This is a genomic window from Sinimarinibacterium arenosum (genome assembly GCF_005047655.1).
GTDB lineage: Bacteria > Pseudomonadota > Gammaproteobacteria > Nevskiales > Nevskiaceae > Solimonas.
This window is the reverse complement of record NZ_SUKF01000004.1, coordinates 406,203-423,232: the sequence shown is the minus strand read 5'-3', so window position 1 is coordinate 423,232 and position 17,030 is coordinate 406,203. Positions and strand designations below refer to the sequence as shown.

The 17,030-nt window shown below is 61.4% G+C and carries 13 protein-coding genes; 5 read left to right on the top strand and 8 right to left on the bottom strand.

Annotation, left to right across the window (positions count from 1 at the left end; all coding sequences use genetic code 11):
• Window positions 1–158: 158 nt before the first annotated feature.
• From gspF to gspC, 4 genes are read right to left on the bottom strand one after another with little or no spacing between them, the layout of a single operon-like run.
• Window positions 159–1,376, bottom strand: a complete 1,218-nt coding sequence (gspF, locus tag E4T66_RS10945; protein WP_136849050.1) for a type II secretion system inner membrane protein GspF — start codon at window positions 1,374–1,376, stop codon at window positions 159–161.
• A gap of 28 nt (window positions 1,377–1,404) precedes the next feature.
• Window positions 1,405–2,886, bottom strand: a complete 1,482-nt coding sequence (gene gspE / locus E4T66_RS10940) for a type II secretion system ATPase GspE (protein ID WP_136849102.1) — start codon at window positions 2,884–2,886, stop codon at window positions 1,405–1,407.
• A gap of 10 nt (window positions 2,887–2,896) precedes the next feature.
• Window positions 2,897–5,014: a type II secretion system secretin GspD gene (gspD, locus tag E4T66_RS10935; RefSeq protein WP_248679627.1), complete on the bottom strand. Its 2,118-nt coding sequence runs from the start codon at window positions 5,012–5,014 to the stop codon at window positions 2,897–2,899.
• Between the two features lie 2 nt (window positions 5,015–5,016).
• Window positions 5,017–5,898, bottom strand: a complete 882-nt coding sequence (gene gspC, locus E4T66_RS10930) for a type II secretion system protein GspC (RefSeq protein WP_136849049.1) — start codon at window positions 5,896–5,898, stop codon at window positions 5,017–5,019.
• Between the two features lie 104 nt (window positions 5,899–6,002).
• Between gspC and E4T66_RS10925 the strand changes: the two genes are divergently transcribed.
• From E4T66_RS10925 to clpA, 4 genes are all read left to right on the top strand, one after another.
• Entirely contained in the window at window positions 6,003–8,228 is a 2,226-nt protein-coding gene (locus tag E4T66_RS10925) for a CHASE2 domain-containing protein (RefSeq protein ID WP_136849048.1), read from the top strand.
• 33 nt (window positions 8,229–8,261) lie between these two features.
• Window positions 8,262–9,428 (top strand): acyl-CoA dehydrogenase family protein, encoded by a 1,167-nt coding sequence (locus tag E4T66_RS10920; RefSeq protein WP_136849047.1) that lies wholly within the window; start codon window positions 8,262–8,264, stop codon window positions 9,426–9,428.
• Between the two features lie 155 nt (window positions 9,429–9,583).
• Window positions 9,584–9,919 (top strand): ATP-dependent Clp protease adapter ClpS, encoded by a 336-nt coding sequence (gene clpS / locus E4T66_RS10915; protein ID WP_136849046.1) that lies wholly within the window; start codon window positions 9,584–9,586, stop codon window positions 9,917–9,919.
• A 24-nt stretch (window positions 9,920–9,943) separates the two neighbouring features.
• Complete coding sequence (gene clpA, locus E4T66_RS10910) at window positions 9,944–12,223, top strand: ATP-dependent Clp protease ATP-binding subunit ClpA (protein WP_136849045.1); 2,280 nt, start codon at window positions 9,944–9,946, stop codon at window positions 12,221–12,223.
• Between the two features lie 90 nt (window positions 12,224–12,313).
• On the opposite strand, the gene infA is transcribed toward clpA, so the two are convergent.
• From infA to E4T66_RS10890, 4 genes are all read right to left on the bottom strand, one after another.
• Window positions 12,314–12,532, bottom strand: a complete 219-nt coding sequence (infA, locus tag E4T66_RS10905; protein ID WP_136849044.1) for a translation initiation factor IF-1 — start codon at window positions 12,530–12,532, stop codon at window positions 12,314–12,316.
• Window positions 12,533–12,599: 67 nt separating this feature from the next.
• Window positions 12,600–13,316: an arginyltransferase gene (locus tag E4T66_RS10900; protein ID WP_136849043.1), complete on the bottom strand. Its 717-nt coding sequence runs from the start codon at window positions 13,314–13,316 to the stop codon at window positions 12,600–12,602.
• Entirely contained in the window at window positions 13,313–14,059 is a 747-nt protein-coding gene (aat, locus tag E4T66_RS10895) for a leucyl/phenylalanyl-tRNA--protein transferase (protein WP_136849042.1), read from the bottom strand. Before aat ends, E4T66_RS10900 begins: the two co-directional genes overlap by 4 nt.
• A gap of 81 nt (window positions 14,060–14,140) precedes the next feature.
• Complete coding sequence (locus E4T66_RS10890) at window positions 14,141–14,476, bottom strand: hypothetical protein (RefSeq protein ID WP_136849041.1); 336 nt, start codon at window positions 14,474–14,476, stop codon at window positions 14,141–14,143.
• A 153-nt stretch (window positions 14,477–14,629) separates the two neighbouring features.
• Here E4T66_RS10890 and E4T66_RS10885 point away from each other — a divergent pair, with 153 nt between their 5' ends.
• A complete protein-coding gene (locus tag E4T66_RS10885; RefSeq protein ID WP_136849040.1) occupies window positions 14,630–16,990 on the top strand; it encodes a DNA translocase FtsK in 2,361 nt (786 codons plus the stop codon).
• Window positions 16,991–17,030 lie beyond the last annotated feature (40 nt).

The following is a 17,030-nucleotide window of genomic DNA, read 5'->3' as shown; positions in this document are numbered from 1 at the left end:
TGGCCGCCGTTTTGTAGCCAGTGCGGAAAAGAAGCTGGCGGCAAAGCCCAGCAGGGCTAGCAGGAGTGTGTTGAGCGGGTCGAACACCGTGGGTAAATCGCTCGGCTAACCGGTCAATATGCGCGTTCGGATGCCGTGACTACGGCGGACATGCACCGTTACTTGACCAGCTGATTCAGATCAAAGATCGGCAGCAGAATGGCCAGCACGATCAGCAACACCACGCCGCCCATTACCAGGATCAATACGGGTTCGAACACGCCCATCAGTGCCGCAACAAGAGTCTCGACTTCGCGTTCCTGATTTTCAGCTGCATGATCGAGCATCTCGTCCAGGCGGCCGGAGGATTCGCCGCTGGCGATCAGATGCACCGTGATCGGGGGAAACAGCTTGCTTGCCGCCAACGAACGACTGAGCGCGCCGCCCTCGCGGACTTTGACAGCAGCGGCTTCAATGGCTTCGCGCATGGGTAGATTGCTGACAACCTGGGTGCCAATGCGCATGGCGTCGAGAATTGGCACGCCACTGCCGAACAGGATGCCCAGCGTTCGGGTGAATCGTCCGGTATTCGCGCCGCGAGTCAGCCGGCCGACCAGAGGGATGGTGAGCTGGAATCGATGCACTTTTCGTTTGAACGCTTCGCCTCGCATCATTCGCGCGAATACGATGGCGCCGCCAGCGGCCAGAATCAGCAAGACGATGCCGTAGTCGCGGAGAAAATCGGAGACCGCAATCAGTCCAGTTGTCAGCGCGGGTAGCTCGGCGTCAATGCTGTTGAAAACTTCGACAACCTGCGGCACAACGTAGGTCAGCAGCAGCATCACCACGGAAATCGCTACGAAAGTCAGGATCGCCGGATAAAAGGTTGCCAGCATGATCTTCTGCTGCATTGCCTGGCGTCCTTCGACGTATTGCGCGAGTCGCTCCAGGATGTAGTCGAGCTTGCCGGACTGTTCTCCGGCCTCGACAGTTGCACGAAACAGGGGTGGAAAGGCTTTGGGAAATTGATTCAGCGACTGCGCCAGCGAATTGCCTTCGATGACGCCTGCGCGTACGCCCAGCGCGACACGTTTCACGCGTTTGCTTTCGCTCTGTTCGGATACCGCAGTCAAAGCTTCATCCAGCGGCAGCCCGGAGCGCACCAGAGTGGCCAGCTGCCGGGTGAACAGCGACAGTTCGGTATTGTTGATGGCGCCGCCGCCACGCGAAAACACCGATTGACGGTTCAGCCGCTGTTCCGAGACTTCGTTGATATCGATCGGCGTCAGTCCACGTTCGCGCAACTGCTGGCGCGCCGAGCGTGGAGTATCGCCTTCGATCAGGCCCTTGACCTGGCGGCCCTTGGCGTCGAGTGCAGCGTATTCATAGGCGGACATCGTGCGATCCGTCGGCGCGGTGGCGCGCCTATTCCTCGATCGTCACGCGCAGGACTTCGCGCAGCGTGGTCAGTCCAGCCAGCACCTTGTTGCGGCCGGATTGCAGAATGCCCGGGCTGGCCTGACGGGCGTAACTCTCCAGTGCCTGTTCCGACACGCTGTCGTGGATCATCGCTTCGATATGGCGATCGACTTCGATGATCTCGCTGATCACCGAACGACCATGAAATCCGGTGTGACGGCACAGCGGACAACCAACAGGCTGATACAGCGTGACTTCACGCTTTGTATCGATGCCAAGCTGTTCTTTCTCGACCGTACTCGCCGCGTGCGGCTGCTTGCAGTGTGGGCACAGCTGGCGAACCAGACGCTGCGCGGTCAAGCCCACCAGCGATGACGACAGCTGATAGGGTTCGACGCCCATGTCGCGCAGACGCGTGACTGCGCCTACCGCAGTATTGGTATGCAGTGTCGACAACACCAGGTGGCCGGTCTGCGACGCCTGTACCGCGATCTGGGCTGTTTCGAGATCGCGAATTTCGCCGATCATGACGACGTCAGGATCCTGGCGCAGGATTGCACGCAGTCCGCGTGCAAAGGTCATGTCGACCTTGGAGTTGACCTGTGTCTGGCCGACACCGTCGATGTTGTACTCAATCGGGTCTTCGACCGTCATGATGTTACGGGTGCGATCATTGAGAACCGACAGCGCCGAGTACAGGGTCGTAGTCTTGCCTGATCCAGTGGGCCCCGTCACCAGCAGAATGCCGTAGGGACGGTGGATGATCCGCTTCAGGGTCGCGACCTGCACTTCGTCGAGGCCGAGTTGCTCGAGATCGAGCCGTTCGGCCTGCTTGTCGAGAATACGCATGACCACGCGTTCGTTGTGCTGGCCAGTGGGAATCGTCGACACGCGAACATCGATCTTGCGGCCGCCAAAGGCACGCGAGATGCGGCCATCCTGTGGCAAGCGTTTCTCGGCAATGTCGAGCTTGGCCATGACCTTGATGCGCGAAACGAGTCGTGGACCCATATTCTTGGGCGGGGACATCACTTCCCGCAGCACGCCATCAACCCGGAAACGGACCTGCAGGCGGCTTTCGAAGCTTTCCACGTGGATATCTGAGGCGTTTTCCTTGATCGCCTCGACCAGCAGTGCATTGATGAACTTGATGACTGGCGCGTCGTCGTCGGATTCGAGCAGATCCTCGTTTTCGCTGAGCGCCATCGCCAGCGCGTCGAGGTCATCGTCCTGATTCAATCCGTTGATCAGACTGGCGCTGGCAGCGGTCTGTCCCTCATAGGTCCGAGACAGCAAGGCATCGAATTCGTCGACGCTGACAGTCTTCAACCGCAATGGTCGGGCGGTGAAGCGTCGTGTTTCCTGCACGGCATCGATTGCCACGCCGGGGCGCGCAACCACGATCACGTGATCGCCGGTGTCCTCGGTGACAATCAGGCCATGGCGTTTGGCGAACGCGAACGAAGGTCGCCGGATCTCGGTGGCCATCAGCGAGAAATCAGTTGGCAGCGGGCGAGGGTGAGTCTGCAGGCACTTCGGCGGCACCTGGCGCGATGCTTCGTCTTTCAGCTGCATCACCTGAATCGGAGGCATCTTTCTCCGTGTCCGCCGGTGCGACTGAAGGCGCGTCAGGCGTCTGCAGCGTCGGTGGAGGCAGGTCCGAGCGGAATGTGTCGAACGGTTCAAGCTGTGGCCGGCGACCGGCCCCAATCAATGACAGAGGAGCGTTGATCGCAGAATCGATCTGCGCTTCGCGCACCGAGTCGTACTTCTTGCGCGTGTAGTAGTCGCCGTCGCTCTGCTTGCGCAGCACGGTTGGACGAATGAACAGCATCAGATTCTTCTTGGTCTTGTCGATTGCGCGATAGCGGAACAGTGAGCCGAGAACCGGGATGCTGCTGAGCAGCGGAATTCCGCGCTGCTGATCCTGGATCTGATCGTCGATCAAGCCGGCGATGACGAGCACCTGACCATTTTCAACGCCGACGACGTTGGACAGAGTGCGCTTGTTGGTAATCAGGTTTGAGCCGCCAGCAGTACCGCTGGAGATGCTGGAGATCTCAAGTTCGAGCTTCATCTTGACGGTACGCCCGTCGCCGCCGCTGATCTGCGGCGTCACCGACAGGGTCAGGCCGACGTCCTTGCGCTCGATTGTCTGGAACGGATTGACCACACCGGTCGTTGTGGTGGTTCCCGTGCTGCTGAACGAGCCAGTCTGGAACGGCACTTCCTGGCCGACCGAGAATTTGGCTTCTTCGTTATCCATCGTTACCAGGGTGGGCGTGGATAGAACATTGGAATCGCCATCACCCTTGAGTGCTTTCAGCAGCAGACCGAAGCTGGTGCCGTTGCTTCCGCCGTCGACACCGCCAACCAAATTCAGTCCCTGGCCGATTGCGCTGAGGCCGGCGGTTGCGCTTCCTGTTGTCGCTACGGAGGCTAGGGCCGACAGCGTAGTCGGATCGAGAATGCCTGCGGCGGCGATACGGTCGCCATTGAATACCGCCCAGTCGACACCGAGCTGGCTGGATTTGTTGGCGCCGACTTCGGCGACAATCGCCTCGACCAGAACCTGAGCGCGCTGGATGTCGAGTTGCGCGATGACATCGCGGACCTGCCGCATCGTCTTCGGCGGTGCTGTCACGATCAGTGCGTTGGTGTCGGTGTCGGCGAGGACCTTGGTGTTTTCATAGGTGCCGCCGCTGCCGCCGGACGCGGCTGCCGGAGGCGCGCCGCCCTCACCAGCGTTTTTCGATTTACCAACCTGCTGTGCGTAGCCTTCCAGGATCGGCGCGAGATTCTCGGCGCTGGCGTATCGCAGATAGATCACCTGCGTTGCGCCGTCATCCTTCAGGGGAATATCAAGCTGCTTGATGACGTCAATGAATTTCTGCCGTTCACTCTTGTCGCCACCCACCAGAATGCTGTTGCTGCGCTCATCGGCAATGATGGTGGCGGGTTTGTTGGTCGGGTCGACCTGCTTGTCCTGGGTCGTCATCGACGTCAGGATTCGGACCACTTCGCTGGCCGAAGCGAACTCCAGGTGGACATACTCGATCTCGCGATCGCCAGCCTGATCCATCTGGGTAATCAGTTCGCCGATGCGTTCGACGTTGGCTGCACGGTCTGAAATGATCAGCGCATTGTTCGGCTGGTATGCGGCCAAGTGGCCCCATTGCGGCACCAGCGGACGCAGGATCGGTACCAGCTGTGCGGCATTGATGTTCTTCAACTGGTAGACGTGCGTGACCACATCATCGATTGCAAGATTCGGGCGCTTGCCGAACACGCTGCTGCCTTCGGTGCGTGCCGACGCTTCCGGGATGATCTTGTAGGCCTCGCCGGACGGGATCACGGCATAGCCGTTGACGCTGAGAATCGCCAGAAAGGTTTCGTACAGGCCGGCTTCGCTCATCGGCGCGGCGCTGATGACGGTGACCTTGCCTTTGACCCGGGCATCGACGATGAAGTTTTTGCCGGTGACCTCGCTGACGGTGGCGATCAGCGTGCTGATGTCGGCGTCCTTGAGGTTCAGGGTGACATCGGCTCGTGCAGGGAGCATGACTGCAGCCAGCGCGAGCGCCGCCGTATGAATGATCAGGGAGCGGATAGTCATCATCAGTTGAAATTTACGCTCAGGGTTTGTGCCTGGCCGCCGCGCTCGATGGTGAGCGATACCGAGCCTGCCTGACTAAGGTCGCCGAGCAGCTGCAACGCCTTTTGAGGGTCGTCCAATTGTACGCCATTGACCGAGGTGACCAGATCGCCCGGGCGCAGGCCCAGCTGCTTGAACGCCTCGCGCTCGCGTCCGGGATAGATGCGATAGCCCTTGAGCTGGCCGTTGACATTCGACGGCTGAACTCGCAGGTAGTTGGACGCCTTGGTGGGGTCGGCCAGGATCTGCGTGCGGATATCTGACAGCATCGCCGTGGTCGAGGCGTCAGGACTGCTCGTGTCGGGACCACTTGTCGGGGCGGGCGCCCGACTCGGGGCGTTCTTGTCCAGCCGCAGTGTTTCAAACTGGCCTTGTCGCGACAGCAGCACGCGATCGGCGTAGATATTCTCCAGTTTGACCCCGGAAGTGACGTCGTCTCCGATGGAAAACGATTTTTCCTCGCCGTTGGATGAGGCAATCAGCGCTCGCGATTGTTCCGGACTGGCGTCCGCGACGACGCCCATCAGGGTCAGCGACAGGCGAGTGTCGGGCGCGTTTTCGGCTTTCGCGATCGCCTGCTCCGGCGCCTGATAAGCCCCAAAAAGGTTGCGATCGATCAAGGCACTGAGGTCGGTCGTCGAAGTCTTGGCTGCGGCCTGTGGTTGTGGCTGCACCGGGGCGGGAGTCCAGCGCGCCGCTTCCGGGATCGGGACCAGTGCCCACACCAGCTGTGCCGCGAGTAGCGCAACCACGATCGTGAGCACGACGTTCGCCGTCGCAGTGATGCGACCGACGTAGCGTTCGTACAGGGCAGCCAGCTGCTGGACGGTTTGCGTCTGGGTCATAAGAATATCAATGATACCGTGTGGTGCGAGCCCGACGATAGGACACCGGAACCTCGGACCCGTCGGCGTCGGAGATCGCTGAGCGTGCGGCGGGGGACGCAGTCATGCAAAAACGGAGTCTGATCAGGCTGGGCATCAGTGTGGCGCTGTTCGCAGTGTTTGTGCTGCACAGTGGCCGTTGGCTGCCAATGCGTCTTCTCGATCTGGTCGAGGCGTTCACGTACGACACGCGAATCCTGCTTACGGTTCCGGGAACCCCCGATCCTCGGGTGGTTATTGTGGATCTGGACGAGCGCAGCCTTGCCGCGGAGGGCTGGCCGTGGCCCCGCTACAAGTTTGCCAAGCTGGTCAATCAATTGTTCGATCGTTACGGCATCGCGGTGTTGGGTTTTGACGTGGTGTTCGCCGAGCCGGATGACGGCGCTTCCCGTTTGTGGGAGCGGCTGTCGTCAAAGGAGTTCGCCGACATCCCGGAAATTGCCGCGCGATCCGAGCAGATTCACGCCGAGCTCGACTATGACGGCCAGTTTGCTGCCGCGCTGAAGGGGCGCTCTGTGGTGCTGCCATTTTTCTTCAAGCCGACGGTGCATGAAGACGAGCCGGCCAGTACCGGTGAATTGTGCGCGCCGCTGATCGATGCCCAGGCGGCACGGCTGTATGCAGTGGATTTCGTCCAGGCGGCCGGGGCCGGCGGCAACGTGGCACGCCTGCAGCAAGCGGCGCCGAATTGCGGCTTTTTCGACAATCCCCTGGTTGATGCTGATGGCGTCTATCGTCGGGTTCCGCTGCTGCAGGCCTACGACGGTGCCATTTATCCGTCCCTGGCGCTGTCAGTTACACGTCTGGCCATGGGTAATCCTGCGGTCGATCTGGAATTCGACCCGCCGGACATCCGCACCTCGCTGCATCTGGAGCGTTTGCGTATCGGAACACTGCAGGTTCCGGTTGACGACCGCGTTGCGGTTTACGTGCCCTACCGCGGGCCCAATCGTACGTTCCGATACATCTCCGCGGTCGACGTGTTGCGCGGCACCGTCGCAGATCCTGCGGCTTTGAGCAATGCGATTGTGCTGGTCGGTACCACCGCTGCAGGCCTGCTGGATCTGCGCAGTGCCCCGGTCGGGCGGGTGTTCACCGGGGTTGAGGTTCACGCCAACATCGTTTCCGGCATGCTCGACGGTCGCATCCGGCAGAAAGCACCGTATTACGCTGGCATCGAAGTACTGCTGCTGCTTGCCGTTGCGTTGACCCTGGCCTGGGCGTTCTCCCGGCTGACCGCTGTTTTCAGTGCCGCCGTTGGTCTTGCGCTGGTCGTGGCGATTGTTGTCTTGGCATTCGCAATGTGGAGCGGTGCCCGTTTCATCATGCCGATGGGTGTTCCGGTTGCCTTCACTTTCTTGCTGTTCGCAGCGCATCTGCTCTACGGCTATTTCATCGAGTCGCGCGGCAAGCGTGAGATTTCGCGTCTGTTCGGACAGTACGTTCCGCCGGAGCTGGTCGAGGAAATGGCGGCACGCCCCGAGGCGATCTCGATGGATGGTGAAAGCCGCGAAATGAGTGTGCTGTTCTCGGACGTGCGAGGTTTCACCAGCATTTCCGAGAAGATGGAAGCGCGCGAGCTGGCCGAACTGATGAACCGCCTGCTGACGAAGCAGACCGGCGTGATCCAGAAACATCGCGGCACCATCGACAAATACATGGGCGATGCGGTGATGGCGTTTTGGGGCGCGCCGCTGCCGGACGAAGCCCATGCCTTGCATGCGATGACGGCGGCGCTGGATATGGTGCGTGCAGTGCGCGAACTGGACGCGGAATTCCTGGCGCGCGGCTGGCCGGTGTTGCGTATCGGTGTCGGCATCAATTCCGGCAAGATGAACGTGGGAAACATGGGTTCGGAGTTCCGCATGGCCTATACCGTCATGGGCGATGCGGTCAATCTGGGCTCACGCCTGGAAGGCCTGACCCGAACCTATAGCGTTGATGTCATCTGCTCCGAATTCACCCGCAATGCGGCACCGTCGGATTGGTCCTTCCGCGAGATCGACCGGGTGCGGGTCAAGGGGCGCGCGGAACCGGTGACGATCTATGAGCCGATGGGGCCAAAGGATGCCCTCGACCCGGGTGTGCGCGAAGATCTCGCGCGGCAGCGCGGCGCCATGCAGCTGTATCGGGCACAGCGCTGGGAGCAGGCGGAGGTGGAATTCCGGCGCCTTCGCGATGGCGCGCGTTCGCATCCGCTGTACGGGTTGTTCCTGGAGCGGATCGCATGGCTGCGTACGCATCCGCCGGGCGCCGATTGGGATGGCGCCTTTACCTTCACCACGAAATAGACAGAGCCGCAGCGGCGGCGGCTGGAGATGGCAATGCAAAATGAACAATGGCGCGACCTGCTGCGCCTGGAAGACGCGCTGGACGCCGAGGAGCGCTTGCTGCGCGATGTGGCGGCAGACTTTGCGAACAAGACCCTGCAACCTCGGGTGGTTGCTGCATTCCGCGACGAGACCTTCGATCGTGGTCTGTTGCAGGAATTCGGTTCGATGGGGTTGCTGGGTATCGGCCTCGATGGTCCGGGCTGTCCGGGCGGCAGTCAGGTCATGTATGGACTGGTCGCACGCGAGATCGAGCGGATCGACTCTGCCTATCGTTCAGCGCTGTCGGTGCAATCCAGTCTGGTGATGTTTCCGATCCAGGCCTACGCCGAAGAGTCCTTGCGGGCGCATTGGCTGCCACAACTGGCCAGCGGAACGGCCGTTGGAGCATTTGGTCTGACCGAGCCGGATCACGGCTCCGACCCGGGTGGAATGCGGACGCGCGCGCGCCGGCGTGGTGATGACTGGGTGCTGAGCGGCAGCAAGACCTGGATCAGCCATGCGCCAGTGGCGGACGTTTTCGTGGTGTGGGCGCGCGACGTGGAGGGCGGCACCCTGCGCGGTTTTGTGCTCGAGCGCGGCATGGTCGGACTGATGACCCCGAAGATTGACGGCAAACTGAGTCTGCGGGCGTCGATTACAGGCCAGATCGTGCTTGACGATGTCGTGGTGCCGGATCGGCAGCGTTTGCGGGTCGATGGGTTTAAGGGCCCATTCAGCTGTCTGAACAAGGCGCGATACGGAATCAGTTGGGGCGCGATAGGAGCTGCGGAAACCTGTTGGTGGACGGCACGCGACTACACGCTGCAGCGCCAGCAATTCGGGCGCCCGCTGGCGGCAAATCAGCTTGTACAGAAAAAACTCGCCGATATGCAGACCGAAATCTCGCTGGGGTTGGCTGGCGCCCTGCAGCTTGGACGCATGCTGGATGCGGGTACGGGGTCGGCCGAAGCTGTGTCCTTGATGAAACGCAACAACTGCCGCAAGGCGCTGGAGATCGCGCGCACCGCCAGGGACATGCTGGGCGGCAACGGCATCAGCGAAGACTATCCGGTGATGCGGCACATGATGAATCTGGAGACGGTGAATACCTACGAAGGCACCGAGGACGTGCATGCTCTGATTCTGGGGCGGGGACAAACCGGTCTGCCGGCTTTCTGACGCTGTCAGACATCGCTCCCGGTTGTTCGGTGGCGCCAAAGCGCCATCTAATGGAGACAACTTCGAAAAATTAAGCGCTGACCGCTCAGTCGCTTGCCCTTGTATGGTCGTCTGATGACCCCCAAGTACAGGGTCGGCGGCGCTACACTGGAACTATGAGTAACGAGGACACCCACGATCCGCGGCAAGGCAATCCGGGCCAAGGCCTGGTGCTGGAGGAGGCCAAGCCAAAAACCAAGCAGCCGCCGCTGTACAAGGTCGTCATGCTGAATGACGACTATACCCCCATGGACTTTGTGGTCCAGGTTTTGCAACAGTTCTTTTATCACCCGCGTGAAAAGGCGGTGCAGATCATGTTGCAAGTTCATTCTCACGGTCGCGGAGTAGCTGGGGTCTTTCCGGCGGAGATCGCCGAAACCAAGACCGCGCTGGTCAATGCATTTGCACGCCAGAACCACCACCCGTTGTTGACGGTCATGGAAAAAGCCTAGCGAATTTGCCGGAGGCGTATCGATATGTTGTCCGAAGATCTGCAGAAAGCCCTGGATTCCGCATTCGTTTCGGCGCGGATGGAAGGCCATGAGTTGCTCACGGTCGAGCATTTATTGCTGGCGCTGTTGTCGGATACGCAGGTGGCAGAAGCCTTGACCGCCGCCGCTGCCGATGCCGACAAGCTCGAACAGGGCTTGAAAGACTACATCCGCAGCAATATCCAGACGGTCAAGGACATCGAAAAGCACGAAGTGCAGCCGACCTTGTCGTTCCAGCGGGTATTGCAGCGCGCGATTTACCACGTACAGGCCGCCGGCAAGAAGCAGGTGACCACGCTCAATGTCCTGGTCGCGATCTTCTCGGAGAAGGACACGCACGCCGTCTATCTGCTCGGAGAGCAGGGCGTGTCGCGCCTGGATATCGTCAATTTCATATCGCACGGCATCGCCAAGAATGGTGCGGCGCCGGACAAGGCGGCCGAAGCCGAGGAGCGCGAGGACGGTGAAAAAGGGCCGTCCGGAGCCAGCGCGCTGGAACAGTACGCCGTCAATCTGAACGAGCGTGCCGCGCAGGAACTGATCGATCCTCTGATCGGGCGCGAGCTCGAGGTCGAGCGCGTGATGCAGACGCTGTGCCGCCGGCGCAAGAACAACCCGCTGCTGGTCGGTGAGGCCGGAGTCGGCAAGACCGCGATTGCAGAGGGCCTGGCCTGGCTGGTGGTCGAAGGGCGGGTTCCGGACCTGTTGAAAGGTTCGGTCGTCTACAGCCTCGATCTTGGCAGTCTGATCGCCGGTACCAAGTACCGTGGCGACTTTGAAAAGCGCTTCAAGGCAGTGATAAACGAGTTGCAGAAGCGCCCGGGATCTATTGTTTTTATTGATGAAATTCACATGATCATCGGGGCGGGCGCGGCCAGCGGCGGGGTCATGGATGCGTCCAATCTGCTGAAGCCGATGCTGGCTTCGGGGCAGCTGCGTTGCATCGGTTCGACCACCTATCAGGAATACCGCGGCATCTTTGAAAAGGACCGCGCGCTGGCGCGGCGCTTCCAGAAGATCGACGTGGGTGAGCCGACCGTCGACGACACCATCAAGATTCTCGAAGGTTTGCGTCAGCGGTTCGAAGAGCACCATCAGGTGCAGTTCACGCGCGGCGCGTTGCGTTCGGCGGTCGAGCTGTCGAGCCGACACATCACCGACCGCTTCCTGCCGGATAAAGCGATCGATGTCATCGACGAAGCGGCGGCGCGTCTGCGCCTGCTGCCGGAATCGCGCCGCCGCAAAACGGTGCAGGTGCGCGATATCGAAGAGACTGTCGCACGGATCGCGCGGATTCCACCCAAGAGTGTGTCTTCGAACGACCGCGACCGCCTGGCTACGCTGGAGCGGGATCTGAAACTGGTGATTTTCGGACAGGATCCGGCAATCGAGCAGCTGACGTCGTGCATCAAGTTGGCGCGCTCCGGACTGGGCAATCCCGACAAGCCGATTGGTTCGTTCCTGCTCGCGGGTCCGACTGGCGTCGGCAAGACCGAAGTGACCCGCCAGTTGTCAGAGCTGCTCGGGATCGAGCTGATCCGTTTTGACATGTCCGAATACATGGAGCGGCATACGGTATCGCGCCTGATCGGTGCGCCGCCGGGCTATGTCGGCTACGACCAGGGCGGTTTGCTGACGGATGCGGTGATCAAGCATCCGCATGCCGTGGTGTTGATGGATGAGATCGAAAAGGCCCATCCGGATGTCTACAACCTGCTGTTGCAGGTGATGGATCATGGCCGCCTGACCGACAACAACGGCCGTCACGCCGATTTCCGCAACATCATCCTGGTGATGACCACCAATGCCGGCGCAGAGGAGTCCTCGCGGCGCTCAATGGGTTTCTCCGAGCAGAACCATCAAAGCGATGCGATGGAAGTGATCCGCCGCCTGTTTACTCCTGAGTTCCGCAACCGTCTGGACGCGATCGTGCAGTTTGCGCCACTGACGCAGATTGAAGTGCTGCGCGTGGTCGACAAGTTCCTGATGCAGCTGGAGGAGCAACTGGGTGCCAAGGGTGTGCATCTGGAAATCGACGAGGATGCGCGTGCATGGATCGCCCAGCGCGGCTATGACGTGCGCATGGGTGCACGGCCGATGGCGCGCATCATCCAGGAGAGCATCAAGCGACCGCTGGCCGAGGAACTGCTGTTCGGCAAGCTGTCCAATGGCGGGCGTGCGCTGGTACGGCTCAACGACGAGGGTGATGCGCTGCGCTTCGAGCTCGAAGGCCGCGAAAAGACCACGCAGCTCGAACCTGTCTGAACCGCGTCACAGCCAGAAACGACGAAGCCCGCAATTGCGGGCTTTTTCGTTCCTGAACCCGCAGTTGCGGGGGCGACTGTCTACTGCAGACTATTTGTCGCGGAAAGTGATTCGGCCCTTGGTGAGATCGTAGGGCGTGAGCTGAACGGTGACCTTGTCGCCGGTCAGGATTCGGATGTAATGCTTGCGCATACGGCCGGAAATATGGGCGACGACGACGTGTCCGTTTTCCAGTTTTACGCGGAACGTCGTATTGGGCAGTGTTTCCATCACTACCCCGTTCATTTCGATGTGATCTTCCTTTGCCATATGCCTCGCCGGCTGATAAGAGGTGCGCATTATCTGGAAACACCCCTGTGCCATCAAGCCGCGCGTGTCAATTGGTCTCCGCGCGGGTGCCCCAGCCGCGCGGTCCCAGGGTCTCCAGCGGCCGAAAACGCTGCTTGTATTCCATTTTGGGGCTGCCGGGGACCCAGTAGCCGAGATAGACATGCGGCAGACCCAGCTGCTGGGCCTGTTCGATCTGGTGCAGCACGGCCAGCGTCCCTAGGCTGCGTGTGTTTACTGTGGGATCGAAGAACGTATAAACCGCCGACAGCGCGGTCGGCAGGTGATCAACCACCGCAACGCCGAGCAGGCGCGAACCGGCGCGCAGGCACCAGTAACGCACCGGCAGCCACGGGCATTCCAGGAACGAGTGGAAGGCATCGCGATCCTCCGGGTTCATGCCGCCGTTCTGATGACGGTGGCGCAGATAGTCCCGGTACAGCGCGTAATGCTCGTCGCTGAGGCTGTGCTCGATCGACAGCTGAACGTCGGTATTGCGCGCAAGACAGCGGCGTTGGCTGCGATTGGGGATGAAGCGATCGACCGGAATCCGCGCCGGAACGCACAGGGTGCATTGGTGGCAATGGGGGCGGTAGGCGTGACCACCGCTGCGGCGAAAGCCCATCTCCAGCAGGCGCTGATAGCGCAGCGCGGTGAGCGTCCATTCCGGATCAACAAAAGCGCTCCGGGCCGCACGACCTTCCAGATAACCACAGGCGTGCTCGGCACTCAGGTACAGCCGAACAGGGTGTGCAGCGTCGTTCATGCGGTCGGCAGATGTCCAGCCTCGGCCGGATGTTCGACCGTGAATTGCCACGGCTGCGGCGGGTGAGGGGTATTCATCGCTACCGCCAAGTGGTGCAGGAATTCGGTTCTGGGCATCGCGGTGGCGCCTAGGCTCTGCAGATGTGCGGAGCTGACCTGGCAGTCAATCAACTCGAACCGCCATGCCCCCAATTGCTGGCACAGCCAGTACAGCGCGATCTTGGATGCATCGTCGGCACGCGAGAACATGGACTCGCCGAAGAACACTCGGCCCATGGCGACGCCGTAGAGTCCGCCGATCAGGTTGCCGTCGCGCCAGACCTCGACACTGTGAGCATAGCCATGTGCATGCAACTGGCCATAGGCGCGGCGCATGTCCTCGCCCAGCCAGGTTCCGGTACCGCTGGCTCGGGGTGCGGCGCAGGCGTTGAGAACCGTATCAAACACGGTGTCAAAGGTGACGGCATAGTCTGCACGTCGCAGCGTCTTGCGGAATGAGCGGGAGACCTTGAGGCTCTCGGGACGCAATACCGTGCGTGGATCCGGACACCACCAGAGAATCGGTTCGTCCGGGTTGTACCAGGGAAAAATGCCCTGGGCGTAGGCGCGCAGCAGCCGGGACAAGGACAGGTCGCCGCCGATCGCCAACAAACCATTCGGCTCGCGCATCGCAAGATGCGCGGGCGGGAATGGCTGATGCGGATTGCGTGGATCCAGCCAGTGCAGGCGGACGGGACTATCCATCTCCGACGACCCTCGGAAGCTCAATGCAAGGATACGCCAGCGTCCGACGTCGGGGGAATCGTCCCGGGTGACTTGTGGCGATCAGTGGAAGGTCGGGCCGACGGCCGGCACATCGCGCAGGGCCCACTGGACCACGGCGTCGTGCTCGAAGCGGGAAATCGGCTCTGAACCCTTGGCTGGACCGGCTTCGATCAGGCGTCCTTCGCTATCGAAGCGAATGCGAGCGCCTGCCGTCTGGATGCGCAACTCGCCGTTCTTGCGACTGTCATCCATGGTCAGCTGCAGATAGCGCACGTCGTGTCCGGCAAATTCGGGAATGCTGTTGGACCCGGCAGCGATCAACGCTGCCTGCTCCGGAGAAAATTCACGGATATCGCCCTCGGGCGTGAGAACGAAATGACGAGTCTGTGTGCTCATGATCTGTCCCACCTGATGTTCGTACCTAGTTTGACCTGATCTCTATATGAAGGTTTACGGCAGGATTTCAAGTTCATTGAGCGATTTGTGACAGCGGCCGGGATTCGGCCGGCGCTCCGTTATACTTGCCCGATCTGTTTCAATCATCCTCGCATGTTCATACGCGCCAAGTCACACGCCACCGACGAGGCTGCCGGACCCAGCTGGCTGGAGCGCTTGCCGCGCGAAGCCGCAATGCTGACGTGTCTGGGGCTGTCGTTATTTCTGCTGGTGACGCTGATCAGCTTTCACCCGAACGATCCCGGCTGGTCGTCGTCCGGCACCGGCGAGCCTGTCCACAATCTGGCGGGCCATGTTGGCGCCTGGATTGCCGACGTGCTGCTGTCGCTATGCGGCTACGTGGCCTATCTGGTGCCGTGGGCGGTATTGCTGATCGGGCTGCGCATCTTCCGCAATGCCGAGCCCGAGGACGAGCACATTCCGCGCGGGGTGCGCATCGGGGCCTGGCTGGTGCTGCTGGCCAGTCTGGCCGCGCTGGCGGCTGAACACGTGGGAGCGTCGCCAACCTGGGCGCCGCAGGGCAGCGGTGGCATTGCCGGGCAGGCGCTGGAACAGGCGCTGGTCGATGTCCTGAGTGGCTTTGGCGCCAGTCTGGTGCTGTTGACCCTGGCGGTTGCCTCCGCGCCGCTGGCAATGACGTTTTCGTGGCTGGCCGTGCTCGACCGACTGGGGGGCTGGGTCCTCGGATTGATCGAGCGGCGTCGCGCCCGCGGCGGAGAATCGCGCACCGATGGTGAAGTCGCTCAACGCGAAATTGCACCGGCAGTTGCACGGGAACCGCGTCGCGAGCCGGACGTCGAGAAGCCGCCGAAGGAATCCAAGCGCAAGCGCAAGATGCCGTCGCTGCTCGGTAGCGCCGAGGAACAGCTCGACCTGCTGCCTCCCGTACCGGAAAAGCGCGTACAGACTGCCAAGAGCGGCCTGTCTGCGGCCGTTGGCAACGCCGTGCCCGCATTCGACGGCGACCCTTTGCCGCCGCTGGATATTCTCGATACGGCCCGGCCCAGCGGGCACCACTACACGCCGGAGGAGCTGGAACACCTGTCGCGCGAGGTTGAACGTCACCTGGCGTCCTTCGGTGTGCAGGCGGAGGTCGTCGCAGCGACACCGGGGCCGGTGATCACGCGGTTTGAAATTCAGCCGGCACCGGGCGTCAAGGGCTCGCAGATCACCAATCTGTCGCGTGATCTGGCGCGTTCGCTGTCCGTGTCCAGTGTGCGCGTGATCGAAGTGATCGAGGGCAAATCGGTCATCGGCCTGGAAATCCCGAATCAGCGGCGCGAAATGGTGATGCTGCGCGAAATTCTGGATTCCAACATGTACCGCAATTCCAGCTCGCCGCTGACGGTGGCGCTGGGCAAGGACATTGCCGGGCATCCGATGTCATTCGACCTGGCAAAGATGCCGCATCTCCTGGTGGCGGGTACCACTGGCTCTGGAAAATCGGTGGCGATCAACGTGATGATCCTGTCGATGCTGTTCAAGGCAACGGCGGATCAGGTGCGTTTCATCTTCATCGACCCGAAGATGCTGGAGCTGTCGGTCTACGAGGGCATTCCGCATCTGCTGACGCCGGTCGTGACCGATATGAAGGATGCGGCAAACGCTTTGCGCTGGAGCGTGGCGGAGATGGAGCGGCGCTATCGCCTGATGTCCGCGCTCGGGGTGCGTAATCTTGCCGGCCTGAACAAGAAAATTGCCGACGCCGAGGCCGCTGGCACGCCGCTGGCCGATCCGCTGCAGAAGGCGCCTGAGCTGTTCGACGCCGAAGCGCCACCGCATGTTGAGACGCTGGAGGCGCTGCCCAATATCGTCATCATCATCGACGAGCTGGCCGACATGATGATGGTGGTCGGCAAGAAGGTTGAAGAGCTGATCGCGCGTATTGCGCAGAAGGCGCGCGCCGCCGGCATCCATCTGATCGTGGCGACGCAGCGCCCGAGCGTCGACGTCATTACCGGACTGATCAAGGCCAATGTGCCGTCCCGACTGGCGTTCCAGGTCGCGTCGCGTATCGATTCGCGCACGATTCTCGACGAGATGGGTGCGGAGACCTTGCTGGGCCACGGCGATGGCCTGTTCCGGCCGATTGGCGCCAGCCGTCTTGACCGTGTGCACGGCGCATTTGTCGATGACCACGAAGTGCACAAGGTCGTGGCCTATCTGAAGCAGGTGGGTGAGCCTCGATATATCCAGGACATCTGCGCAGACGAGCCTCCTGCCAATGCCGGGGGCGACAACGGCGCCGACGCGGAAGCGGACCCCTTGTACGATCAGGCCGTGGCAATGGTGCTGGAAACCCGCAAGGCCTCAGTGTCTTGGGTACAGCGTCGCCTGAAGATCGGCTACAACCGTGCTGCGCGGATGGTCGAGCAGATGGAGGCCGCGGGCATCGTCGGTCCGAGCGGCCCTGGCGGCAATCGCGAGATTCTGGCGCCCGGCGGACGTGATTGACGCCGGCGCGATGGACGCCGGGGTAGTTCAGACCGGATTC

Coding starts and splice junctions, on each gene's coding strand:
- gspF (WP_136849050.1), bottom strand. CDS start 1,376: ATGTCCGCCTATGAATACGCTGCACTCGACGCCAAGGGCCGCCAGGTC.
- gspE (WP_136849102.1), bottom strand. CDS start 2,886: ATGGCCACCGAGATCCGGCGACCTTCGTTCGCGTTCGCCAAACGCCAT.
- gspD (WP_248679627.1), bottom strand. CDS start 5,014: ATGACTATCCGCTCCCTGATCATTCATACGGCGGCGCTCGCGCTGGCT.
- gspC (WP_136849049.1), bottom strand. CDS start 5,898: ATGACCCAGACGCAAACCGTCCAGCAGCTGGCTGCCCTGTACGAACGC.
- E4T66_RS10925 (WP_136849048.1), top strand. CDS start 6,003: ATGCAAAAACGGAGTCTGATCAGGCTGGGCATCAGTGTGGCGCTGTTC.
- E4T66_RS10920 (WP_136849047.1), top strand. CDS start 8,262: ATGCAAAATGAACAATGGCGCGACCTGCTGCGCCTGGAAGACGCGCTG.
- clpS (WP_136849046.1), top strand. CDS start 9,584: ATGAGTAACGAGGACACCCACGATCCGCGGCAAGGCAATCCGGGCCAA.
- clpA (WP_136849045.1), top strand. CDS start 9,944: ATGTTGTCCGAAGATCTGCAGAAAGCCCTGGATTCCGCATTCGTTTCG.
- infA (WP_136849044.1), bottom strand. CDS start 12,532: ATGGCAAAGGAAGATCACATCGAAATGAACGGGGTAGTGATGGAAACA.
- E4T66_RS10900 (WP_136849043.1), bottom strand. CDS start 13,316: ATGAACGACGCTGCACACCCTGTTCGGCTGTACCTGAGTGCCGAGCAC.
- aat (WP_136849042.1), bottom strand. CDS start 14,059: ATGGATAGTCCCGTCCGCCTGCACTGGCTGGATCCACGCAATCCGCAT.
- E4T66_RS10890 (WP_136849041.1), bottom strand. CDS start 14,476: ATGAGCACACAGACTCGTCATTTCGTTCTCACGCCCGAGGGCGATATC.
- E4T66_RS10885 (WP_136849040.1), top strand. CDS start 14,630: ATGTTCATACGCGCCAAGTCACACGCCACCGACGAGGCTGCCGGACCC.